The following is a 23897-nucleotide window of genomic DNA, read 5'->3' on the forward strand; positions in this document are numbered from 1 at the left end:
GCCCTGATCATCGGACGTCCAGGGCCCGGTTTGACGATTTCCGTCACGGAAGGCTGTCCAGGTTGATCCCGAAATGCTCCCGGTACGCGGCCAGCACCGCCGCGTCGTCGTCCAGTGCCGTCTCGGTCCGGCCGCCGGCCCCGCTGCGGATCAGCGTGCGGCCGCCGATCGAGATGCGGCCGTCGCCGTCCAGCCGGGAGCAGATGGTGGTCCGGGTGAAGTGCGAGTCCGGCGAGGTCTGCTGCCACCAGCAGGTGGGTGCAAAATCCGAGAGGGTACGTGCGCGCGTCTCGATCCGGTACTGCGGCGCCCCGTCCTTGAGCACCTCCACATCCCCGTCCGCGGCGGCGGCAAAGGTATAGGTGCCGCCCGGATCGTCCTGCTCGCCGGCCGCGCCGAAGCGCAGCGGATACGTGCTGTGCCGGCCGAACCCGACGTCGGCCAGCCACGGCCCGTCCCCGTCCGCGGTCGTCACCAGCAGCGCCAGGTGGTCGAACGGCGGCCCGAGCCGCTGCTCGTCGCCGTACACCCGGGCACCGGCCCGGGTCACCGGGTAGCCGAGTCCCTCCAGCAGGAGGGCGAAGGCGCCGTTGAGCTCGTAGCAGAAGCCACCGCGCCGCCGCCGCACGATCTTGTCGAACAAATCGTCTGTCCCCAGTGAGATCCGTTCGCCCAGGTGAATGCTCAGATTTTCGAAGGGCACCCGCTCCTGGTGCGCCCGGTGCATTTCCCGCAGGCTCGCGGAATCGGCCACCGCGGGGCGATTCACCCCGATCCGGTCCAGATAAGCGTCGAGATCCATGTCAGTCAGCATGAACCGTCCGTCCGGGTCACTTCAGGTCGTTGAGGATGCCGCGCAGGATCTCGGGGGTGCGGCTCAGCGGCTCGGCGTCGATGAACAGCCGGCCGATGGCCGCGGTGTACTTGTCGACGTCCTCCTCCTTGTCAAGGTAGAGGCCGTTGGTGAGGTGCTCGATGTAGACGACGTCGGACAGTTCTTCGTACGGGAACCGCAGGATGCTGAACGCGCCGCCGGACGCCGAGTGCCCGCCCGAGTCGAACGGCATCACCTGGATCCGCACGTTGGGCAGCCGGCAGCTGTCCAGCAGGGCCTCGAGCTGCTCGCGGAACACCTCGCGCCCGCCGATCGGGCGGCGCAGCACGGCCTCGTCGACCACGGCCCACAGCCGTGGACCGTCCGGCCGCATGATCAGCTGCTTGCGGGTCATCCGCAGCTCGGCCCGCTTGTCGATCTCGTCCCGGCTGGCCGCGTCGTGGCCCAGCCGGATCACCGCGCGGGCATAGGCGTCGGTCTGCAGCAGGCCGGGCACGAACTGGATCTCGTATGTCCGGATCAGCTCGGCGGCCTGCTCCAGGTCGAGGTAGTTGTGGAACCAGTTGTCCAGCACGTCGCCGTACGCGTGCCACCAGCTGGGCCGGTTGGCCTCCCGGGTCAGCGCCAGGACGCGCTGGTGCTCGGCCGGGTCGTCGACGCCGTACAGGAGCAAAAGGTCGGTGATGTCGCGTTCCTTGAACCCGACCCGCCCGAGTTCCATCCGGCTGATCTTGGATTCGGACGCACGGATAGGGTGGCCGGCCTCCTCTCGCGTGAGGCCTTTGGCCAGGCGCAACGCCCGCAGGTGTGCACCCAGTTGCATGCGGCGCACCGTCGAGCCGCCGCTATATCGTCCTTCGGTCACCTCGTCCGTCCCTGGACGGCGCACTGCATCCACAGTGGATCACCGCCGGCCGATAGCATACCCGCGCCACCGCCCGGGCACATCAGCTGCGATCAAGGATCATACGGTCGGCTTGTTGACCATCCTACGGCAGGCTCAGGCTACGCCCAATCCATACTTGACATATGGGAGTTGCAGGTATGTGATCGGGGCACCTACGCCTGCACCGGGAGGGACCCCCATGTCCATCACCACCGCCATCGCCACCGCCATCGAAGTCCGTCGCCTCGGCGGTCGCATCGGCGCCGAGATCCACGGTGTCGACCTGCGCGCCGGGCTCGACGACGCCACGTTCGGCGAGATCAACGACGCGCTGCTGCGGCACAAGGCCCTGGTGTTCCGCGGCCAGCACCTCGACGACGAGCAGCACCTGCGGTTCGCCGGCCGGTTCGGGCCGCTGACCACCGCGCACCCGACCGTCCCGTCGGCCGCCGGGCAGCCACACATCCTGCCGGTCGACGCCGAGGAGGGGGTCCGGGCCAACACCTGGCACACCGACGTCACGTTCGTGCAGACCCCGCCCAAGCTCACCACGCTGCGGGCGGTGACGATTCCGGCGCACGGGGGCAACACGCTGATCGCCAACTCGGCCACCGCGTACCAGGACCTGCCGGAACCGCTGCGGGCGCTGGCCGACCACGCGTTCGCGGTGCACACCAACGACTACGACTATGTGCAGCCGCAGTTCGAGAACGAGGCGGCGCACGACTACCACAAGGTCTTCGTGTCCCGGCGCTACCAGAGCGCGCACCCGGTGGTCCGGGTGCACCCCGAGAGCGGCGAGCGCGGCCTGTTCATCGGCGGGTTCGCGCAGCGCGTCCTGGGGCTGTCCGGCACCGAGTCGCGCGACATCCTGCGCCTGCTCCAGGCGTACGTGACCCGCCCCGAGAACGTGCTCCGGGTCCAGTGGAACGTAGGCGACCTGGTCATCTTCGACAACCGGATCACCCAGCACTACGCGCCCGACGACTACGGCACCCAGCCGCGGCGGCTGTTCCGGGTGACCGTGGCCGGCGACGTCCCGGCCGGCCTGGACGGCCGGACGAGCCGGGTGATCGAGGGCGACGACGCCGGCCATTACACCCCGGCGTCAGTCGCGTAGCAGCGGGAGCAACTGGCGGCCCTGCCGTTCGATCTCGCGCAGGTACGGGGTGTCGGAGAGGACGAAGTGCGTGATGCCCAGGTTCTGGTACCTGCGCAGCGACTTGGCCACGTCCTCGGCCGAGCCGACCAGCCAGGTGGTGGCCGCACCGCCGCCGCCGACCTTGCCCGGGGTGGTGTAGAGGTTGTCGTCCAGCACCTCACCCCGGGCGGCCAGGTCGAGCAGCCGCTGCTGGCCTACGGCGGCCACCCGCAGCGGGTCGCGGTGCGCGGTGCCGCGGCCCGCCGCCATCTCGGCCACCTTGGCCTCGGCGTCCCGCCAGGCCTCCTCGGTGGTGTCCCGGATCAGCGTGGTGATCCGCAGGCCGAACTCGAGCGGCGCGTGCTCGCGGCCGAGTTCGGCGCTGAGCCGCTTGAGCCGCTCGATCCGCTCCCGGACGCCGTCCAGCGGTTCGCCCCAGAAGAGCTGCACGTCGGCCTCGGTGGCGGCGACCCGCTCGGCGGCCTCGGACGCGCCGCCGAAGTAGAGCCGGGGCGGGGTGTCCGGGCGCAGCGCCAGGGTCGAGCCGGTGACGCCGAAGTGCTCGCCCCGGAAGGTGACGTTCTCGGCGGTCCAGAGCCGGCGCACGAGTTGCAGGAACTCGCGGGTCCGGGCATAGCGGTGCGCCTGGTCACCCTCGCTGTCCCCGTACGCCGCCAGGTTGTCCTTACCGGACACGATGTTGATCAGCACCCGGCCGCCGGTGAGGTGGCTCAGGGTGGCCGCCGCCGAGGCGAAGTTGGCCGGCCGCCAGTATCCCGGCCGGATCGCGATCAGCGGCTGAAAGGTCGTGGTGCGGGCTGCCAGAGCGGTGGCCACCGTGAACGTGTCGGGCCGTCCCCACCCGGTGCCGAGCAGCGCACCGCCCCAGCCGTGTTCCTCGAGCAGCCGGGCGTGCCGGGTCAGCGTCTCCAGGCTGTTGTGGCCCGCCACGGCATCGTCGCCGCGGTGTCCCGGCAGGGCCTGGTTCGGGATGTACCAGAGAAACGTGCCGCTCATCGGTGCCGCCTTCCCCTAGACCTATAAAGCAGATAGCTTTTATAGGAATACCACACCACGGGAGGCTCCTCGATGTCCGTTGTTGCCCGCTACGGCGATCCGGCCGCGTCCCTGACGGTCGCCTCCGAGGTGCTGGCCCTGCAACTGGCCCGCCGCTCGGTGCGCCGGTTCGGCGACCGCCCGGTCACCGAGGAGGAACTGGCCGCCCTGGTCGCGGCCGCCCAGTCGGCGCCCACCTCGTCCAACCTCCAGCCGTGGAGCGTGGTGGCGGTGCGCGACCCGGACCGCAAGGACCGGCTCGCCGAGTTGGCCGGCCGGCAGGCGTTCATCAGCCAGGCGCCGCTGTTCCTGATCTGGGTCGCCGACCTGAGCCGGGCCCGGCGGCTCGCCCGCCGCTCGGGCACCGAGGTGGTCGCCGCCGACTACCTGGAGACCACCATCATCGGCTTCGTCGACACCGCGCTGGCCGCCCAGAACACCGTGCTGGCCGCCGAGTCGCTGGGGCTCGGCTCGGTGTTCGTCGGCGCGATCCGCAACCACCCCGAGGCGGTGGCCGCCGAACTGGGCCTGCCGCCGCACACCGTGGCGGCGTTCGGCCTGGCCGTGGGCACACCCGACGCGACCGAGCCGGCCGGCGTCAAGCCCCGCCTGCCGCAGGCGGCCGTGCTGCACCGGGAGCGGTTCGACGCGGCCGCCGCGGACACCCACATCGCCGCCTACGACGAGCGGCTCTCCACCTACAACACCCGGTACGGGCTGCCCGGCAACTGGAGCGACCGGGTGCTGGCCCGGCTGCGCGGCCCCGAGTCGATGGCCGGCCGGCACACGTTGCGGCAGACCCTGGAACGGCTGGGCCTACCCTCCCGCTAGCGCGTCGCGCACCTCGCCGCTCGGTGGCGACTCCACCGCGGGCGGGCGGCCGCGCAGCGCGTCCCAGGCCGCTTTACCGCTGGCCAGGTAGTCGCGGGCGGACTTCTCGGCGAGCAGCGTGGCCGGGCAGCCCGGGCAGCGGGCCGGCACCCCGGACGCGTCCAGGCCGATCGCGCGGCACAGCGTCACGGCCCGGGACAGGTGATAGGCCTGGGTCACCACCAGGGCGCGGTCGAGGCCGTAGACGTCGCGGGCCCGCCGGCAGGAGTCGTACGTGTCCAGGCCGTGCGGGTCGGCCACGATGCGCCGCGGGTCGACGCCGAGGCCGGTGAGGTGGCGGGCCATGGCGGCCGGTTCGTCGCCGGACGCGCCACCGCCGTCGCCGGAGAGCAGGACCACCCGGGCCTTGCCGGCCTGCACCAGGGCCGCCGCGGTCTCCAGGCGTCCGGTCAGCCGGTCGCCCGGGGTGCCGTCCGGCCGGACCTCGGTGCCCAGCACGATCACCACGTCGGCCGCGGGGGCGCCGGACTCGGTGAACTCGTGACCCCGCGCCGCCAACTCCGTCCACGCCCACGGCGTACTCGCCAAAAAGAGCAGGACGAGCGCACCCAGCACAACCCACCACCCGCGGCGTTTCGTGATCACGCACCGACACTTTAGGTGGCGCTGAAAAGTATTGCCGTCCCGGCGGACGGCACCGAGGGTCTGGCCCATGGCCATCACCATTCATCCACGCGCGACCTGGGGCCGGTATGTGATCACCAACCGGGCGCACGCCGAGGCGCCGCCGGAGGTCAGCGACAACCCGGACTGGGATCCGCGGGCCGGCGTCTTCATCCACTACCGCGGCGGGGGCATCCCGGGTTCGGACTACCCCGACGAGGAGGCCTGCCAGCGGGACATCGCCCTCGTTTACACCGAGCACACGTTCGACGACAAGTTCAACGGCGACATCGGATACAACTTCCTGATCTGCCGGCACGGCAACATCTACGAGGGCCGGGGCTATGAACGGGGCGAGGCAAACCAGCGCGGCGTGACCCCGGAGGGATGGCTGCGCAACGCGAACTTCTTCTCGATCTGCGCCCTCATGCGAGCCGACCACGTCGCCGGCGAAACCCTGCTGCGGACATTCCGAGCGCTCATCCAGCACCTGCGGGAGACCAGGGGCACCGGGCCGGCGATCTATCCCCATTCCTTCGAGTACCCCGAGACCGCCTGCCCGGGCAACCTGCACATGTACGCCAAACCGGGCTCGACCATCGACCCGAACTTTCCCTGGACCGGCGTCGGCGACATCTACGTCTACGCGGCCCAGCGCTGGGTCAACGAGACCTACCAGGACGTACCCGGCTACGTCCGCTGCCCCGAGCACGGCCGCACCGGCTGGTCCACGGTCCATTCGCTGACCCAGGCACTCCAGCACGAACTCGGTATCTCGCCGGTGGTGCAGAGCTTCGGCAGCGCGACCTTCACGGCGGTGAAGAACCGCAACCGGCTGCCCGCCCAGGAGTCCAACAGCAACCTGATCCGGATCTACAACAGCGCGCTCTGGTGCAAGGGCTACTGGAACGACCCGGACCTGGACGACTGGACCCTCGAGTCACAGAACTCGCTGGAGCGGCTGTTCGGCGACGCCGGCTTCGCCTACACCGACGACGCGCTGCGCACCCGGATGTGGCCGCACATCTGCAAGGCGCTGCTGCGGATGGACCAGTTCAAGCTGGTGCCGGGCGGCGACCCGACGATCCGGCGGGTGCAGCAGCGGCTCAACCAGCGGTACGTGGCGCAGGTCGGCATCCCGGCGATGAGCCTGGTGCCGTGCGACGGCTACTACTCGCGGGACGTGCAGCAGGGCTTCCTGATGAGCATCCAGCACGAGATCGGGATCGACCTCGGCACCATCAACGGCAACTTCGGCCCGGGCACCCAGGCCGGGCTGCGCGGCCGGGGTTCCCAGCCGCTCAGCGGCGACCTTCGGTACCTGTTCCGGGCCGCGTGCTATTTCAACTCGCTCACCCAGCAGCCCGCCTATCAGGCGGGCGACCTGGACACCGACGTTGAAACCGCCGCACACACCGCCTGGGTGCGCGCGTTCCAGCATTTCTCGCAGATACCGCAGACCGGCACCAACGACTACACCACCTGGGCGCAGTTGCTGGTGTCGTGCGGCGACACCGGACGGCCGGCCACCGGCTGCGACTGCATCACCGAGATCACCCCGGCCCGCGGGCAGGCGCTGTACGCGGCCGGCTACCGGATCGTCGGGCGTTACCTGGACGAGCACATCGCGCCCGGCGACCCGTCCTATCTCGGCAAGGCCCTCAAGCCGGGCGAGCCGCGGACCATCCTGAACGCCGGGCTGCGCCTGCTGCCGCTGTTCCAGTGGAACGGCACCGCGCTGGCGAACTTCACCTACGACAAGGGCTACACCCAGGCGCTGAGGGCCCACGAGAAGTCGGTGGAGCACGGCCTGCCGCCGGGCACCTGCGTCTACTTCGCGGTCGACTACGACGCGCTGGACGCCGACATCGACAGCGACATCAAGCCGTACTTCCGGGGCGTGGCGGACGGCCTGGCCGCAACCGGCAACCGGTACGGGTACGGCGTCTACGGCTCGCGCAACGTGTGCACCCGGGTCAGCCGCGAGGTGGGCGCCCGCTGGTCACTGGTCTCCGGCATGTCCTGGGGCTTCTCCGGCAACCTCGGCTTCCCGCTGCCGGAGAACTGGTCGTTCAACCAGATCCGCGAGTTCGACTTCCAGCCCGGGTGGGGCCTCGACCACGACGTGTGGCGCGACGGCGGCGACCCCGGCGTTTCCAGCCTGGTCAGCGGTTAGGAGATGGTCATGGTCACCCGGAGGAGTCTGCTGGGCGCCGCCCTGATCGGCCTGGTGCCCGGCAGTTCAGCAAAAACCGCCCCGGACGCGATCGAGGAGTTCCGGATCGCCGGCTCGGCCGCCACGGTGCTCCTGCGCCGCGGGCCGGCCGCCGCGGTCCTGCTGCACGTGTGCCGCCGCTGGCACTACGAGATCGCCCCGCTGGACACCGGCGAGGGCGGCGTCACCGGGTACACCACCGACCGCACGACGGCCGCCGGCTTCGAGACCAACCACCGGTCCGGCACGGCCGTCGCGCTCTACCCGCGGGCGTACCCGCTGGGCGGCAGCGAGCGGCTGTGGCCGCACCAGGAGGCCGTGGTGCGGGACATCCTGCGCGACTGCGAGGGTGTCGTGGTCTGGGGCGGCGACCTGTCCCCGGTCAAGATGTCGCACTTCCACGTCGTCACGGCGGGCGCCACGCTGACCCGGGTGGCCGACCGCCTGGACACCAGCCGGCACCGGGCCCGGCGCCGGCGGATCCGTCGGTATGCCGATGGGTGACGCGGCGTCGTGAGCGCTAAGCGACCCGGTGCTTTCCCATGATGACGCGGGAGGCCGCGGCCCTGCTGCGCACCTGAAGTTTGTCGAAGATGTGGCCCACGTGGACGCCGACCGTGCGCTCCGAGATGAACAGCCGCTCGCCGATCTCGCGGTTGGTCAGTCCTTCCGCCACCGCGGCGAGGACTTCCCGCTCGCGTTGGGTGAGAACGTCCAGTTTGTCGCTCGGCTCGGGGGCGGGCGGCTCGGTGGGTATGTCGTCGTCGAGCACGAGCCGGAACCGCTGAGCGGTCGCCACGATCTCGGCGGCGAACGGGCGGGCACCCATCGCATCCGCCGTCCGGTACGCCTCGCGCAACGCCGTGGTCGCCACCGCCCGGCGGCTCCGGCCGTGCAGCAGCGCCTCGGCCTGGCGCAGCCGGCAATACGCAGCCGGATAGGGCTGATGACGGTGGTCCCAGGTAGCCGCCGCCCGCGCCCACCGGCCCGCATCCGGCCGGTCTTCGATCCGGCCCAGCTCGCCCGCGCAGAGGTCCAGATAGCCGTCCACCACCGCGCGAACCGGCGGCGCCACGCTGCCTGAGCCGTCGGCGACCCGGTCCACCACCGTCCGTAACCGGCGCACCGCGCCCGGATCGACGGCGACCCCCCTGGCGTGCGCCTCGGCCTCGGCCCGCAGGCCGTGCCAGGCCAGCACGCCGAGCAGCACCAGGTCGTCGGAGCGGGTCTCGGTCAGTCCGTGCTGCACGGCGGCGCGGGCCGCGTCGTGGCGTCCCTGCAACATGGCAAGACCGGCACGCAGGGTGAGCATCGGCAGCACATGCCGGGCGCCGCCGCCGGCCAGCAGGGTGGCCACCGCGTCCAGGTCACGGTGCGCGGCGTCGACGTCGCCGAAGCCGACCCAGAGCCGGCAGCGGGCCAGCAGCAGCTCGACCGCGTCGGCGCCGGACGGCCGGTGCTGCATGGCGGCCTCGAGCACGGCGTCGGCCTCGGCCCACTGCCCGACCCGGAACAGGCCGTTGGCGGCGATCGCGAGCAGGCGGGTCTGGTAGGTGCGGCCGGCGCCGAGTGAGGCCAGCCGTTCCGCGCCGCGGCGGGCGACCAGCACTCCCTCCTCGACGTTGTTGAGCGGCCCGGCCAGCAGCTCGGCGAGGTGCAGGTAGGCGACGCCGAGGTCGACGGGGTGGCCGGAACCCTCGGCAATTTCCACGGCCTGGCGAAGGACGGCAAGGCCGCCGGCCGGGTCTTCCCGGAACGCAGAGCTGAAGCCGAGGGCGGCGCTGGCCCGGACCAGGTCGGCGGTGGTGCCGTTCTCGGTGGCCAGGTCGAGCGCGGCGGACGCCCGCTCGAACGCGTCACCGTATCGGCCGAGGTGAAGGAGCAGCTCGGCGAGGTGGGCCGCGGCGGACGCGCGCTGCCGCGGGGTGCTGTCGGGGGCGTCCAGGGCCAGCTCGTACTCCGCCTCGGCGGTGACTGAGCGGCCGGCGGCCGCGAGGTAGCGCGCCCGGCGCAGGTGCAGCTCGCAGCGGCCGGGTGCGTCCGGGCGGCCGGCCAGCTCGGCCAGGCGGGCCAGGGCGCGCTGGTGCTCGCCGCACAGGTGCGCCGCCTCGGCGGCGTGGGTCAGCAGCTCGGTGCGCTCGGGCGAGTCCCCGGAGGTCAGGTCGAGGGCCAGGGACCAGTAGCGGTTCGCCTCGGTGAAGCCGTACATCTGCTCGGCGGCGTGTGCGGCCGCCAGCGCCGAGGGAAGCGCCCGTCCCGGGTCACCGGCGTTCTGCCAGTGATGCACCAGACGGGCATGGTCGACAGATTCGGCCGCCTCCAGCGCCTGTGCGTAGCGGAGATGGAGGGCCGTGGCCTCGGCCGGCAGCACCTCTGCCGCCAGGACCTCGGCGACCAAGCGGTGCCGCAGCCGGTAACCATCGGGACCGCTGGTCACGAACCGGTGCGCCACGGCCGTCCGTACGGCCTCAATCAGATGGTCCTCGGGCAGACCGGCTACCCGGCCCAGCGAGGCGTGCCCGATCGGTTCGACACCGGCCGCGATCGCGCGCACCACCGTGTACGCGTTCGGCGGCAACTCGTCCACCCGGGCGAGAAAGATCTCGCGCAGCGTGTCGGACAGCTCAACCCGGCCCTCGCGCAGGTCCCGGGCCAGCTCCTCGACCACGAACGGATTACCGCCGGAGCGCTGGTAGACCCGCTCGGCGTCCGCCGCCTCGATGCCACCGCCGGCGATCGCGTTGACCAGCGCGAGCGTCTGCTCACGGTCGAGGGGGGCCAGGTCGACCACCTTGACCGAGCGCAGCCGGCGTAACTCGGCCAGTACCCGGCGCAGCGGGTGGGCGCCGTGCAGCGCCTCGGTGCGCACCGCGGCCAGCACCGAGAGGGGGACATCGCCGAGGCCGGCGAGCAGGTAGAGGAGCAGCTGGCGGGTGCTGCGGTCGGCCCACTGCAGATCGTCGAGGATCAACAGCAGACGCTGCTCGCCGGCGAAGTTCTGCAGCTCGAGGGAGACCCGTTCGAGAATGGCGCCCGCATCGCCGGCGCCGGTGTCGAACGGCTGCGGCCGGCGGTCGGACCGCCGCAAGGCCTGGAGGACCGGGTGCATCGGGGACGCGTCACCGATGTCGAGGCAGGTTCCGGACAGCACAGCGAAGCCCGACCCGCGCATCTTGTCGGCGATCTCCCGCAACAGCCGGGTCTTACCGACACCGCTCTCGCCGGTGACGAACACTGCTGCGGTGCCGCCGGGGCCGACGTCACGCAGGTCGGCCTGGACTTCGGCAAGCGTGCCGGTGCGCCCGACGAGCGGTCCGTCATCCCCCTCGCTGGCCATGATTCCTCTCGCCTCTCGTATCCTACCTAGGTAGTTTCACGCTATCCTCCCAGTCAACCGGAAACCAGGGCTGAGCAACTCCCCGATACCTAGGTATCTTTCTCGTTCCGGCTCGGCAGAAGCAGCATATCGAGCGCCATCGCCTTAAAAGGCCCTCGACACCCTACGGCGCGACACGGAGGTGGCTTCTCGTGCAGGTCACCGAGATAGCGATCTTCGCGGGGGACGAGCCGAGCCTGAAACGTATCCCCGTATGTGACCTGCTCGCGGCCGCCTACGCCGTTGCGGACTGGTCCGGCGTGCGGGCCCTCTTCGTGCAGTGCCGGGAGATTCATGCCGCCGGCCTGCCGGTTCCGATCGACCTGCGGGACAGCCTGGCTGCCTGCCTGTCCAACCTGGCGACCAGCTATGCCGGGCGGGAGGAGGAGTTCATCGAGCACGGGTTCTCGGTGTTCGCCGAGGCCGCCGGGCACGAGACGCTGGATCAGGAGGTGTTCCGGTCGCTGTACGCCGACGGCTGGGGTTCCGGCAGCCTGCCCGCCGCCTTCGAAGCCATGGTGGAGACGGCCCGGCGCCTGCGTGACCTGCATCGGTTGCGCCTGCTGCTGTCGGGCACCGGCAGCTCGGGCGGCCTCTGCGGATCGGTCAGCCACGCCCCGTTCTACAACGTGCGAGCGGACTCGGACCTGGACGTTCTGATCTTCGTGGACAGCCCGGACGCGCTGCCGGCCCTGGTCGACCAGATTGCCCAGCTGCCCGGGATCACCCCCGCCTCCGCCGAGCGGCTGCGGGCCCGGGCGCCGATCTATCGGGACCGCTACGACGACGGTATGACTGTCTTCAGCCACAAGTCGGTCATGGACGGCGACTACCGGCTCAGCCTCCACGTCCTCACCTCGCGGACGCTTGAGTACGTGCTCGTGGAGTCGAGCACGAAACTGACGCGAACGATCGCCGGGAGCCGGCGCAGCGTACGGGACTATCGGGACACCGCCACGAGTCGGCCGGACCGTACGCGTTCCTTCGGCGGCCGTGAGTATCAGGTGACGACGGTCCCGGAATCCGCGGAGCTCGGCTGGCTGCGCTGGGTCACCGTCTACCGGATCGACGACGCGGACAATTACTGTCCGGGGTTCCTCCAGACCATCCTGCAGCCCCGGTTCGACCTGCTCTGGGACGAACTCGGATACGCGGCGAGGCTGCGGGTCTTCGAACGGAAATATTCAGGCCGGCTGGCCGACGAGCGGGCCCGGGAACCGCATGCGTTACTACTACCCAGCCTCACACACGTTCGTCGAGATGCGTTTGCGCCCCACGTGGTAGCGGAGTTCGACCGGTCAGTCCCCATCCCGCTCGCGCGCCCTCGATGAACTCATCGCGGGCGGCCGGGCAACTTTGCCGCCCCGGCTGTCGGCTACGCGGCGGCACCCACTGGCGCCCGGGAACTACCGTCAAAGGACAGACGGGCGAGAGTGGGTGAAGGCCGCCATGACAGCGGCTGGATTGCTGGTCACCGGGCATGGCTGGCTGGTCGCGGGCGGGTTGGCGATCGGCGGCGTCGGCGTGCTCGCGGCGGTGCTGAGCCTGCGCGACGCGAGCTTTTACGCCGGTTCACAGGAGCCGTGCACCGCGATTGACAGGTTGCCGACGTACGCTTCTCCGCCAAACGGTTTCACCCGGTTCGAAGAGGAGGGTGATCGGATGGCTGCGGAAGGCACCCGGCAGGAGTTCGAGCAGATCGTCGAGCGGCTCACCGCCGACTACCCGTCACTGACCCACGAGGGGCTCCCCTGGCCCCGACCGGTCCTGATCACCATGCTGTCGGTCGGCGGCGTCGCCTGGGGGCTGCTGTCGGTCGCCATGGTGGCCTGGGGCTGGCGCGGCGTGGTGCTGACCGGCGTGGTGGCCGCGCTCGCCGCCGGCGGCGTCGCGGTCGACCTGCACCGGAGACGCCGGGTACGCTAGATACTCACGAGTAACAAATCGGTCGATGTGTTGAACTGACAGCCCCCGCCACACGTTGTCATGGTCAACATCTACCGGGGAGCCGCTAGTGATCATCGGTGTACTCAGGGACCCCCACCCGGGCGAGCGACGGGTCGCGGCCACGCCCGCGACCGTCATGCAACTGATCAAGCTGGGTTACGACGTGCTGGTGGAGCCCGGCGCCGGCACCGGCTCCGCGTTTTCCGACGAGGCCTACGCCGACGCCGGTGCCACCCTCGGCGACCCGTTCACGGCCGACATCGTGTTCGCGATCAACCCGCCGCCGGCCGAGCAGCTCGACAAGCTGCCGGCCGGCTGCGTCCTGGTCGGCATGCTGAACCCCCGGCTCGACCCCGGCCTGGTCGCCGACCTCGGCCGCCGGCCGATCACCGCGATGTCGATGGACGCGGTGCCGCGCATCTCGCGGGCCCAGTCGCTGGACGTGCTGTCGTCGATGGCCAACATCGCCGGCTACCGCGCGGTGGTCGAGGCGGCGCACGCGTTCGGCCGGTTCTTCACCGGCCAGGTCACCGCGGCCGGCAAGGTCCCGCCGGCCAAGGTGCTGGTGGCCGGCGCCGGCGTGGCGGGTCTCGCGGCGATCGGCGCGGCCGGCAGCCTCGGCGCAATCGTGCGGGCCACCGACCCCCGGCCCGAGGTGGCCGACCAGGTCCGGTCGCTGGGCGGCGAATACCTGTCGGTCGAGGCGGCCGACGTCGAGGTCTCGTCCACCGGATATGCGAAACAGATGTCCGAGGACTACAACGAGCGGGCCGCCCAGTTGTACGCCGAGCAGGCCACCGACGTCGACATCATCATCACCACCGCGCTGATCCCCGGCCGGCCGGCCCCGGTGCTGATCACCAAGCGGATGGTGGCGAGCATGAAGCCGGGCAGCGTGATCGTCGACATGGCGGCGGCTAACGGCGGCAACGTCGAGGGCACCGTGGCGGGCGCCGTGGTCGACACCCCGAACGGCGTCACCATCATCGGGTACACCGACCTGGCCGGCCGGCTCCCCGCGCAGGCCTCCCAGCTGTACGGCACCAACCTGGTCAACCTCATGAAGCTGATGACACCGGACCGGGACGGCCGGCTGGTGCTCGACTTCGACGACGTGGTCCAGCGGTCGATGACCGTGGTCCGCGACGGCGAGCTGACCTGGCCCCCGCCGCCGGTCTCGGTGTCGGCGGCGCCCGTTGCCGCCGCCCCGGCGCCGGCCCCTCCCCCGGCGCCGGCCGTGAAACAGTCGAAGCTCCCGGTCATCGGCCTCGGCGCGGCCGCCCTGTTCCTGCTCGCCGCGCTGGCACCGGCCGCCCTGCGCGGTCATCTCACCGTGTTCGCGCTGGCCATCGTCATCGGCTACTACGTGATCGGGCACGTGCACCACGCGCTGCACACACCGCTCATGTCGGTGACCAACGCGATCTCCGGAATCATCGTGGTCGGTGCCCTGCTCCAGCTCGGGCACGGCAGCGTGGTGACCGCGCTGTCCTTCGTCGCGATCCTGCTGGCCAGCATCAACGTCTTCGGTGGCTTCGCGGTGACGCGCCGCATGCTCGCCATGTTCTCCAGGAGCTGACCCGATGACCATCGAAACGGCGGCACAGGCCGCGTACATCGTCGCCGCGCTGCTCTTCATCCTGGCGCTGGCCGGCCTGTCCAAGCACGAGACCGCGAAGGCCGGCAACGCGTTCGGCATCGCCGGCATGACGGTGGCGCTGGTGGCGACCGTCGCGCTGGCGATCGCGCACGACCTGAACAGCACCGCGCTGATCCTGCTGCTGGTGGCGACCCTGGTCGGCGCCGCGATCGGCCTGTACCGGGCCAGCAAGGTCGAAATGACCGGGATGCCGGAACTGATCGCGCTGCTGCACAGCTTCGTGGGCCTGGCCGCGGTGCTGGTCGGCTGGAACGGCTACCTCCACGTCGAGGCCGACCTGACCGGCGCCGAGGCCGGGGCGCTGCGGGCCCAGGAGATGCTCGGCATCCACAGCGCCGAGGTCTTCATCGGGGTGTTCATCGGCGCGGTCACCTTCACCGGGTCGATCGTGGCATTCCTCAAGCTGAGCGCCCGGATGAAGTCCAGCCCGCTGATGCTGCCCGGCAAGAACGCCCTGAACCTGGGCGCGCTGGCCGCCTTCGCGGTGCTCACCGCCTGGTTCGTGGTGTCGCCGCAGCTCTGGCTGCTGATTCTGGTCACCGTGATCGCACTGGCGCTGGGCTGGCACCTGGTGGCGTCGATCGGCGGCGGCGACATGCCGGTGGTGGTGTCGATGCTCAACAGCTACTCCGGCTGGGCGGCCGCGGCGGCCGGCTTCCTGCTCGAGAACGACCTGCTCATCGTCACCGGTGCGCTGGTCGGCTCGTCCGGTGCGTACCTGTCCTACATCATGTGCAAGGCGATGAACCGGTCGTTCATCTCGGTCATCGCGGGCGGCTTCGGCATCGAGGCCGGCCCGGCCGACGACAAGCAGTACGGCGAGCACCGCGAGACCACCGCCGAGGGCGTCGCCGACCTGCTGGCCTCGGCCGACTCGGTGATCATCACGCCCGGCTACGGGATGGCGGTGGCCCAGGCTCAGCACGGCGTCGCCGAGCTGACCCGGGTGCTGCGCGACCGCGGCGTGAACGTCCGGTTCGGCATCCACCCGGTGGCCGGCCGCCTGCCCGGGCACATGAACGTGCTGCTCGCCGAGGCCCGCGTGCCCTACGACATCGTCCTGGAGATGGACGAGGTCAACGACGACTTCGCGGGCACCTCGGTGGTGCTGGTGATCGGCGCCAACGACACGGTGAACCCGGCGGCCATGGACGACCCGGCCAGCCCGATCGCCGGCATGCCGGTGCTGCGGGTGTGGGAGGCCGACCACGTGGTGGTGTTCAAGCGCTCGATGGCGTCCGGCTACGCCGGCGTTCAGAATCCCCTGTTCTTCCGCGACAACAGCGCCATGCTCTTCGGCGACGCGAAGGACCGGGTCGACGACATCCTGCGAGCCGTGACGGCGGGCGCCCCGGTCTAGCCGGGGCGCCCGCCGGCGCGCCGGGTCAGAGGCGCTGCACCCAGATGCCGGGGATGTCGTGCCGCAACCACACCACCGTGCGGCCGTCGCCGCTCAGGGACGCGTGCCGGGCCCGGCCGGCCAGCCCGATGGAGGTGCCGCGCCAGGCCGAGACGTCGAGGGTGACGCCGTTCGCGGCCCAGTCCAGGATGATCGCGCTCCGTCCGTCGTAGCTGAATTCCTGGATCATCTGGCCGCCCTGGCCGACGGAGTAGACGATGTCCGAGGTGGCCAGGTTCGCGGTGAGGCTGCGCTTGACGAACGCGCCCTTCGGGGTGCCGGCGAGCCACCGGGTGTTGCCGCCGATGGTGGACGTGTCCGCGGAGATCGCGCTGATGAACACGCGGGTGTCGGCCGAGTCCTGCTGGTCGGGGTAGAGCGTCCGCACGCCGCCGGTCTGGGTGTCGTACAGGATGTTCTGGAGCCTGAACGAGTCGGAGCCGGGCACCGGCACCTGCTCGACCACCCGGACGTACCGGCCATCGGCGGAGATGTCTGGCATATCCCAGATGCCGGTGTTAGGCGGGCAGACATACGCGATCCAGCACCGGCTCACCACGATGTTCGTCCGGTTGATCAGGTCGTAACGGTAGATCACTTGGAGACCGGATGAGTTGCCCACCAGGAGCACCAGGTACTGACCGTTCGCGCTGAGCCGGTATCCCCCGCCACCGGCAACCGGGCTGAACGATCCGGTCACCACCGAGCTGACCGTGTTCGTCGCGAGGTTGTTCACCAGCACCGTCACCGGTTGCGTCCGGGGTGTGGCGACATAGGACACCACGGTGCCGGAGCCGTCCACCGAGATGTGCTGGCCGACCGTCGTCGGGGTGTAGCCGTCCGCCTCCCGGCTGACCAGGTCGATCCAGCCGGTGATCAGGTCGCGGCGCACCAGGAACTGGCCGCCGTGCTGGCCGGCCATCTCGAGGGGGGCCAGCGGGCTGGACGGGGTGAGCGCGAAGAACACGTAGCGACCGTCGCGGGACAGCACCGGATTCACCCCCTGCGGCACCCAGCCGGCCAGCGGATCGCCGGTCGCCACGTTGCTCGGCGCGCCGCCCAGCGGCGGGAAGCTGGCATCGGTGGGGCGCAGCAGACTCGGCCAAGCGGCGGGCGGACTGTTGCCGGCGCTGTTGATCGCCTGCACCTTGATCTTGTAGTCGACACCGAGTTTGAGCCCGCGCATGGTGGCCTTGCGGTCCTGGAGCGCCGACACATAGACCGACGAGGTCGACGGATCGGTGGTGACGACGTAGCCCTGCAGGAACAGACCGTTCAGATGGTCGGGCGGTTGCCACGTCACCAGCGCCCCGAACGGCGCCGGCTCGGCGATCACCCCGCGCGGCGCGCTCGGCGTACCGCCGCCGATCAGCACGCCGATGGTGGCCTCCAGCAGCGGCTGGGTGCCGGTCGGCAGGCTGTATGCCTTGATCTCGGCCGCGCCCGAGGTCGGCGAGGTGTAGACGCCGGTCACCGAGTCGATGGTGCCCGGGCCCCACACCACCATCCAGCGCACCACGAGGTCGGCCGGATAGCTGACGATCGTGACGTCCAGGTCCACCGGCTGGTTGGGTGCGCCCTGTGGATCCTCCGGGACGATCGTCAAGCCGCTGAACTTGCCCGGGGCATGCAGCAGCGGGTCGTACAGGTTGACCACGTCTTTGCTGCCCAGCTCGCCATCCGAGCCGAAGAACCGCTCGTGTTCCAGCGAGACGCTGACCCGCACCCCGCCCCGCAGCTCCCACCAGTACGGGTCCTCGGTGGTGTCGGCGAAGAACTCGATGTTCGGGGTGACCGTCACCGCCGGGCCGCCCAGGCTGTTGAAGAACATCCGCAGCGCAGCCGGCACGTCGACGTTGAGTTTGGCGCTGCCGAACGGCCGGACGGTGGGCGCCGGGTCCGCACCCGCGTTCCTGGTCGAGGAACCCACCGGCACGACCCCGCCGGTGCCCACGTCGACGCCGGCCATGACGGAGCGGCTGTACGTCACCGAGATGGCCGCCCCGCCGGACGCGGTCACCGCGATCTTGGCGGTGTAGACGAGCTCCGCGCACGCCTTGACCGGCAACCGGCCGAGCATGAAGCGGATGCAGGCGAGCTTGAACCGGCCCAGCTGCCACTCCTTGTCGTAGCCGCGGACATAGCCCACCTTGCCCACCACCTGCGTCTCGGTGTCGGCCTCGAGGGCCACCCGGAACGCGGCCTCGCCGTTGGTGATGTGCCCGTAGGCGTCCCAGCTCGGATCAAGCTCGAGCTGCACCCGCACGTTGCCACCGCGGCCCCGCTCGTCGGACTTCGGCACGCTCTCCAGCTCCACGATCACCTTGCCGTCCCGGAGCGTGACGTCCGGAACCTCCGAGCGCGGCTCGGTGGGGTCGGCGACCGCGGCACCCTGCCGGGCGGTCTTCCCGCCGATCGTCGGCTCGGCCAGCCGCACGCCCGGCGACAGCGGGGTGAACGACGCCACGTCCGCCGTGCTGAGCCGGGTGCTCAGCGCGAAGCCGCCGTTGGTGACCGCCTCGGTCAGCGACGCCGGCACGGTGTTCACGGTGACCGTGCCGGACCGGTTGGTCAGCCCGGTGACCCGGCCCTGGAAGCCCTGCGGCGCCGCGGCGGACTCGGTCACCACCACGATCGCACCCACGGTGAGACCGGTGACCTGGGCCGGCGGCTGCATAAAGATCAACTGCCCGTTTTCCCGTACGAGGTGAAGCGTGGCCAGCGAAGCGGCGGTGAGCACGACCACCGCGTCCCGGACGGTGACCGCGGGTTTGGTCGCCGCCGCCGAGGTGGCGGTCAGGCCGGCCCCCGCCGCGCTGGTGGCGCGCACGGTCAGGGTGTAGCCGGTGGCGGCGGCCAGCCCGGTCAGGGTCGCCGAGGTGGCCGTGGCGGCGACCGTCACGCTGGCACCGCCCGGCGCGGCGGTCACGGTGTAACCGGTGACCGGCCCGGTCCCGGTGTCCACCGGCGGCGTCCACTCGGCCGTCAACTGCCCGCCGGCCGGCACCGTGACCCGCAGGTCGGTCGGCGCGGCCGGCACCCGGGCAGCGACCGGCGTGGCGGTGACCGTCTCGGCCGGACCGGTGCCCGCCTTGTTGACCGCGGCCACCGCGAACGTCGTCGCGGTGCCGTTGGTCAGGCCGGTCACCGAGGTGACCGTGGTGCCGGCCGGCACGGTGATCACCCGGGCGCCCGGGTGCACGGTGACCCGGTAACCGGTGATGTCGGCCCCGCCGTCGAGGGGCGCCACCCACTGCAGGTCGACACGCTGATTGAGCGCGATCACCGCGGTCACCGGGGGCCGCAGCGGCACCTCGGCGGCGACCGGCACGAAGACATTGGACGGGCCGGACGGCTGGCCGGTGCCCGCGCCGTTGATCGCGGTCACCGTCACCCGGTACTCGGTGCCGTTGCTGAGCCCGGTCAGCACCGCGCTGCTCAGGTCGCCGCCGACCTGCCGGCTGACAGTGCCGGGGGTGGCCTTGAGCAGGTACGCCGTGACCGTGCCGGCCCCACTGGGCGGTGGGCTCCAGCTCACCGTCGCACCGCCGTCGCGCGGGATGACGTCGGTGACGAATGCGGGCCCCGGCGCGGCCGGTGGCACCGGCGTCACCGCGGCCGACGGCGCCGAGGCGGCCGAGGTGCCGACCGCGTTGACCGCCTTCACCGTGAACGTGTACGCGGTGCCGTTGGTCAGCCCGCCGACCCGCACGCTGGTGTCGGCGGTGGTCGCGGTGGCGCCGCCGGGCGACGCGGTCACCTGGTACTGCGTGATGGCCGCGCCCCCGTCGCCCGGCGCCGACCAGGAGACCGTCGCCCCGCCGTCGTCCGGCAGCGCGGTCACCCCGGCGGGCGCGGCCGGCGCGGTCGCCGGCCGGTAGTAGCCCACCACGTCGAGCAGCAGCCGGACCGGCATGCTGCCGCTGTTGTAGATCGAGATCCTGCCGTCCGGGCTGAGCTTGCTGACCTGGAGCGTGGCCGCGTGCACGCCCACCCGGTAGGACAGTTGGCGGGCCACCGGGCGGGGCACGTCGGCCGCCCACGCGCTGACCGCGCCGGCCGCGCCCTGGTCGTCCGCGGTCAGGTTGAACGCCACCGCGGTCACCCCGGTGGCCGGGATGCCGTTCGCGCCGGCCAGCGGGTACGTGCTCGTGGTGGTCGCCGGGACGATCACCCCGTTCAAAGCACGGGCCTGGGTGACACCGACGAATGACGTGCCGGGCGTGTCGGCCTCCGCGGTCCGGAAGTAGCCGACCACGTCCACGGTCACCGTCGCATTCTGCGTGACGTGCGCCCGGAACCGGCCGCCGGTGCCGAGCAGCGCGGTGACCTGGGTGGTGAACGGGCCGGTGGTCGGCCAGTACAGCTGCGGCGTGCCCGGCCTGGTGGCGCCGTCCGGGTACGCGGTGAGGTTGCCCGGCGTCGCCGAGGTGACCGTGACGTGCGCGACCACCGCCGACACGTTCGCGGTCGGAATCCCAGCCTGGCCCAGCGGCGCTACCGCGAGCGGGGCCGCCGGGGTGACCGCCACCGCGGCGACGATCCGGGCCGGCGTGACCGGCACGAACGCCGAGCCGGGCAGCACCGCGCCGGCCGCCGCGTACCAGCCTGCCACGTCGATGTGCAGCGTCACCGTCCCGGCGCTGGTGCCGGTGTTCAGCACCGACACCTGTCCGTCCGGCCCGAGCGACACGATCACCGCGTTGGCGGCCGTCATCGAGGCCGCGTAGTTGGTGGTCGAGGTGGGCGGGCGGGTGGTGCCGGCCGGATACGCGATGATCACACCGCTGCCGGTGCCGCCGTTGACCACCGTGAGGTTCAGCGACACCGCGGACACCCCGGTGCCCGGCAGCCCGCCCTTGCCGAGCGGGTTGAACGTGTAGGTCGCCCCGCCGGCCACCGACGCAGCGCTGACGATGCGCGCCGGGGTCACCGGGTGGTACTGCCCGCCGGCCGGTTGCACGTCGGCCCGGGCCGGCGTCGCCTGCACCGCCCCCACGGCGACGACGCCGGCCCCCATCAGCAGCACCAGAACGACCAACTGGATCAACCGTTGTCGCATGACCTACACCCCCCGTGACGGTCCAAACTGGTGTTAGGGTCCCGACGTCGCGTGACGAAAACGTGTGGTTGGGGTAGCGGATGCGCTTCGGGGTCCTCGGCCCGCTGGTGATCCTGGACGACGACGGGGTCCGTCCGGTGCCCGTGGCCCGGCACCGCAGCCTGCTGGCAGCGCTGCTGCTGCAGGCCGGCCGCGCCATCCCGCTCGACGAACTGGCCGAGGTGGTCTGGGACGGCGACCCGCCACCCGGCGCCCGGGCCACCCTGCGCAACTACATGAAGCTGCTGCGCCGCTCGGTCGGCCCGCGGGCGGCGGCCCGGCTGATCACCCGCGCGCCCGGCTACCTGGTCGAGGCCGGTGACGACGAACTCGACCTGCGGCAGTTCACCGGCCTGGTCGCGACCGGCCGGGACGCGGCACGGGCCGGCGACTGGCCGGCGGCCCGGGAGCGGCTCGGCGCCGCGCTGGACCTGTGGCGCGGCCCCGCGTTCGCCGACGTCACCGCGCGGTCGATCCAGCAGGGCGAGGCGGCGCACCTGCACGAGCAGCGGCTCCAGGCGCTGGAGTGGCGGATCGAGGCCGACCTGCGGCTGGGCCGGCACGACGAGCTGGTCGGCGAGCTGCAGCGGCTGACCGGACAGGAGCCGCTCCGGGAACGGTTCGCCGAGCAGCTGATGCTCGCGCTCTACCGGGCCGGCCGGCAGGCCGACGCGCTGGCCGCCTACCGGACCGTCCGCGCGACGCTGGACGCCGAGCTGGCGGTCGAGCCGGGCCCGGCGTTGCAGACGCTGCACCGGCGCATCCTGGACGCCGACCCGGCCCTGGCCGCACCGGCGGTGGCCGCCGACCGACCGGCGCAGCTGCCGCTCGACCTGCGCGGATTCGCCGCCCGGGACGGCGAGCTGGCGGTGCTGGACGACCTGCTCGCGACCGCCGCCGGCCGGCCCACCGCCGTGGTGATCACCGCGGTCTCCGGCACCGCGGGGGTGGGCAAGACCGTGCTGGCCGTGCACTGGGCGCACCGGGTCGCCGGCCGGTTCCCGGACGGCCAGCTCTACGTCAACCTGCGCGGCTTCGACCGGGACGACGCCCGGGTCGAGCCGGCCGAGGCGCTGCGCGGCTTCCTCGAGGCGATGGCGGTGCCGCCCGCGCGCATCCCGGCCGGGCTGGCCGAGCGGGCCGCGCTCTACCGCAGCACGCTGGCCGGCCGCCGGATGCTGGTGCTGCTCGACAACGCCCGCGACGAGGACCAGGTCCGCCCGCTGCTGCCCGGCTCGTCCGCCTGCGTGGTGCTGGTGACCAGCCGCAACCAGCTGCCCGGGCTGATCGCCGCGGAGGGCGCGCACCCGATGCTGCTGGACGTGCTCGACCCGGCCGGCTGCCGGCGGCTGCTCGCCGAGCGGATCGGCACCGCGCGGCTGGGCGCCGACCCGGCGGCGGTGGACGCCATCGTGGACCGGTGCGCGCGACTGCCGCTGGCGCTGGCCGTGGTGGCGGCCCGGGCGGTCACCTATCCGGCGTTCCCGCTGCGCGAGCTGGCCGACGAGCTGGGCGCGCTGGACACGTTCGGGGTGCGGGCCGTGTTCGACGCGTCGTACCGGGCGCTGCCGGCCCCGGCCGCCCGGATGTTCCGGCTGCTCGGGCTGCACCCGGGGCCGCATCTGTCGGCGGGCGCGGCGGCCGGGCTGGCCGGGCTGCCGGCGGCCGAGACCCGGGCGGTGCTGGCCGAGCTGGTGCGGGCCAACCTGATCGCCGAGTACCGGCCGGGCCGGTACGCGTTCCACGACCTGCTGCGCGCGTACGCGGCCGAGCTGGCCGGCACCGACAGCGCGGCGGACCGGGCCGCGGCCACCCGCCGGGTGCTGGACCACTATTTGCACACCGCGCACCGGGCCGCCCTGCTGCTGCGGCCGCACCGCGACCCGATCGAGCTGGCGCCACCCGCCCCCGGCGTCGAGCCGGAGCGGCCGGCCGACCGGGACGCGGCGCTGGCCTGGTTCACCGCCGAGGAACCGGTGCTGCTCGGCGCGGTCTCCTGGGCCGCCGCCACCGGCTTCGACGGGTACGTGTGGCGGCTGGCCTGGGCCGGTTCGGAGTACTTCGAGCGTAAGGGCCGCTGGCAGGAGCACCTGGCGGTCCACCACGCCGCCCGGGACGCGGCGGAGCGGGCCGGCGAACCCGTCGGGCTGGCGCACGCGTACCGCGGACTGGGTTTGGTCAATGCCCGCCTGAACCGGTACGACGAGGCGAACGCGTACCTGGAACTCGCTCTTGCCCAGTCCCGCGAGATCGGCGACCGGCCCGGCCAGGCACGCACCCACAACAACCTCGGCTGGGTGCTGGAGGTGCAGGGCCGCTACCGGGAGGCGATCGAGCACGCCACCCGGGCCTACGAGCTGTACCGGGAGCTCGGGCACGACGCCGGGCAGGCCAACGCGCTCAACAACATCGGCTGGTACCACGCCCTCGACGAGGACTTCGCGGCCGCCGTGCAGCGCTGCGAGCAGGCCCTCGCGGTGCACACCGCGATCGGCGACCGGAACGGGCAGGCGGCCACCCTGGACAGCATCGGGTATGCGCAGCACCGGCTCGGCGAGCACGGCCGGGCCATCGCGTCCTACCGGCGGGCCGTCGACCTCTTCGCCGAGGAGGGCAGCCGGTACATGGCGGCCACCACGCTGATCAATCTGGGTGACGCGTACGCCGCGGCCGGCGACGGACCGGCCGCGGATACGTCGTGGCGGCGCGCGCTCGCCGAGCTGACCGAGCTGGGTCACCCGGACGCCGCCAAGGTGCGGGCGAAGCTGACCGGCCGCTAGCTGATCC

15 protein-coding genes are annotated in these 23897 nt (G+C 71.9%); 9 read left to right on the forward strand and 6 right to left on the reverse strand.

The window, feature by feature from the left end:
* Window positions 1-43 precede the first annotated feature (43 nt).
* Window positions 44-802, reverse strand: a complete 759-nt coding sequence (locus tag Ari01nite_RS02335) for an arylamine N-acetyltransferase family protein (protein ID WP_203778852.1) — start codon at window positions 800-802, stop codon at window positions 44-46.
* Between the two features lie 28 nt (window positions 803-830).
* Window positions 831-1700 carry a Sco1979 family transcriptional regulator gene (locus tag Ari01nite_RS02340; RefSeq protein ID WP_498371173.1) on the reverse strand — a complete coding sequence of 290 codons (870 nt, stop codon included), beginning with the start codon at window positions 1698-1700 and terminating at the stop codon, window positions 831-833.
* A gap of 220 nt (window positions 1701-1920) precedes the next feature.
* Here Ari01nite_RS02340 and Ari01nite_RS02345 point away from each other — a divergent pair, with 220 nt between their 5' ends.
* Window positions 1921-2841 (forward strand): TauD/TfdA dioxygenase family protein, encoded by a 921-nt coding sequence (locus Ari01nite_RS02345; protein ID WP_203778854.1) that lies wholly within the window; start codon window positions 1921-1923, stop codon window positions 2839-2841.
* Here Ari01nite_RS02345 and Ari01nite_RS02350 read toward each other — a convergent pair.
* On the reverse strand, window positions 2830-3879 hold the full coding sequence (locus tag Ari01nite_RS02350; protein WP_203778855.1) for an LLM class flavin-dependent oxidoreductase: 1050 nt from the start codon (window positions 3877-3879) through the stop codon (window positions 2830-2832). The genes Ari01nite_RS02345 and Ari01nite_RS02350 overlap by 12 nt on opposite strands.
* A gap of 72 nt (window positions 3880-3951) precedes the next feature.
* Here Ari01nite_RS02350 and Ari01nite_RS02355 point away from each other — a divergent pair, with 72 nt between their 5' ends.
* A complete protein-coding gene (locus Ari01nite_RS02355) occupies window positions 3952-4749 on the forward strand; it encodes an NADPH-dependent oxidoreductase (RefSeq protein WP_203778856.1) in 798 nt (265 codons plus the stop codon).
* Here the strand turns inward: Ari01nite_RS02355 and Ari01nite_RS02360 are convergent.
* Window positions 4735-5394 carry a SanA/YdcF family protein gene (locus Ari01nite_RS02360; protein ID WP_239162421.1) on the reverse strand — a complete coding sequence of 220 codons (660 nt, stop codon included), beginning with the start codon at window positions 5392-5394 and terminating at the stop codon, window positions 4735-4737. The genes Ari01nite_RS02355 and Ari01nite_RS02360 overlap by 15 nt on opposite strands.
* A gap of 67 nt (window positions 5395-5461) precedes the next feature.
* Here Ari01nite_RS02360 and Ari01nite_RS02365 point away from each other — a divergent pair, with 67 nt between their 5' ends.
* Complete coding sequence (locus Ari01nite_RS02365) at window positions 5462-7588, forward strand: glycoside hydrolase domain-containing protein (RefSeq protein WP_203778858.1); 2127 nt, start codon at window positions 5462-5464, stop codon at window positions 7586-7588.
* A gap of 9 nt (window positions 7589-7597) precedes the next feature.
* On the forward strand, window positions 7598-8131 hold the full coding sequence (locus tag Ari01nite_RS02370) for a hypothetical protein (protein WP_203778859.1): 534 nt from the start codon (window positions 7598-7600) through the stop codon (window positions 8129-8131).
* Between the two features lie 16 nt (window positions 8132-8147).
* On the opposite strand, the gene Ari01nite_RS02375 is transcribed toward Ari01nite_RS02370, so the two are convergent.
* Entirely contained in the window at window positions 8148-10964 is a 2817-nt protein-coding gene (locus Ari01nite_RS02375; RefSeq protein ID WP_203778860.1) for a helix-turn-helix transcriptional regulator, read from the reverse strand.
* Between the two features lie 191 nt (window positions 10965-11155).
* Between Ari01nite_RS02375 and Ari01nite_RS02380 the strand changes: the two genes are divergently transcribed.
* The 4 genes from Ari01nite_RS02380 (at window position 11156) to pntB (ending at window position 15970) form a co-directional block, all read left to right on the forward strand.
* Complete coding sequence (locus Ari01nite_RS02380; RefSeq protein ID WP_203778861.1) at window positions 11156-12334, forward strand: hypothetical protein; 1179 nt, start codon at window positions 11156-11158, stop codon at window positions 12332-12334.
* 118 nt (window positions 12335-12452) lie between these two features.
* A complete protein-coding gene (locus Ari01nite_RS02385) occupies window positions 12453-12929 on the forward strand; it encodes a hypothetical protein (RefSeq protein WP_203778862.1) in 477 nt (158 codons plus the stop codon).
* An 88-nt stretch (window positions 12930-13017) separates the two neighbouring features.
* Window positions 13018-14529 (forward strand): Re/Si-specific NAD(P)(+) transhydrogenase subunit alpha, encoded by a 1512-nt coding sequence (locus Ari01nite_RS02390; protein ID WP_203778863.1) that lies wholly within the window; start codon window positions 13018-13020, stop codon window positions 14527-14529.
* A 4-nt stretch (window positions 14530-14533) separates the two neighbouring features.
* Complete coding sequence (gene pntB / locus Ari01nite_RS02395; RefSeq protein WP_203778864.1) at window positions 14534-15970, forward strand: Re/Si-specific NAD(P)(+) transhydrogenase subunit beta; 1437 nt, start codon at window positions 14534-14536, stop codon at window positions 15968-15970.
* Between the two features lie 25 nt (window positions 15971-15995).
* On the opposite strand, the gene Ari01nite_RS02400 is transcribed toward pntB, so the two are convergent.
* Window positions 15996-21071: a fibronectin type III domain-containing protein gene (locus Ari01nite_RS02400; RefSeq protein ID WP_203778865.1), complete on the reverse strand. Its 5076-nt coding sequence runs from the start codon at window positions 21069-21071 to the stop codon at window positions 15996-15998.
* 80 nt (window positions 21072-21151) lie between these two features.
* Between Ari01nite_RS02400 and Ari01nite_RS02405 the strand changes: the two genes are divergently transcribed.
* Window positions 21152-23890 (forward strand): AfsR/SARP family transcriptional regulator, encoded by a 2739-nt coding sequence (locus tag Ari01nite_RS02405; protein WP_203778866.1) that lies wholly within the window; start codon window positions 21152-21154, stop codon window positions 23888-23890.
* Window positions 23891-23897 lie beyond the last annotated feature (7 nt).

The organism is Paractinoplanes rishiriensis (assembly GCF_016862375.1).
Taxonomy (GTDB): Bacteria; Actinomycetota; Actinomycetes; order Mycobacteriales; family Micromonosporaceae; genus Actinoplanes; species Actinoplanes rishiriensis.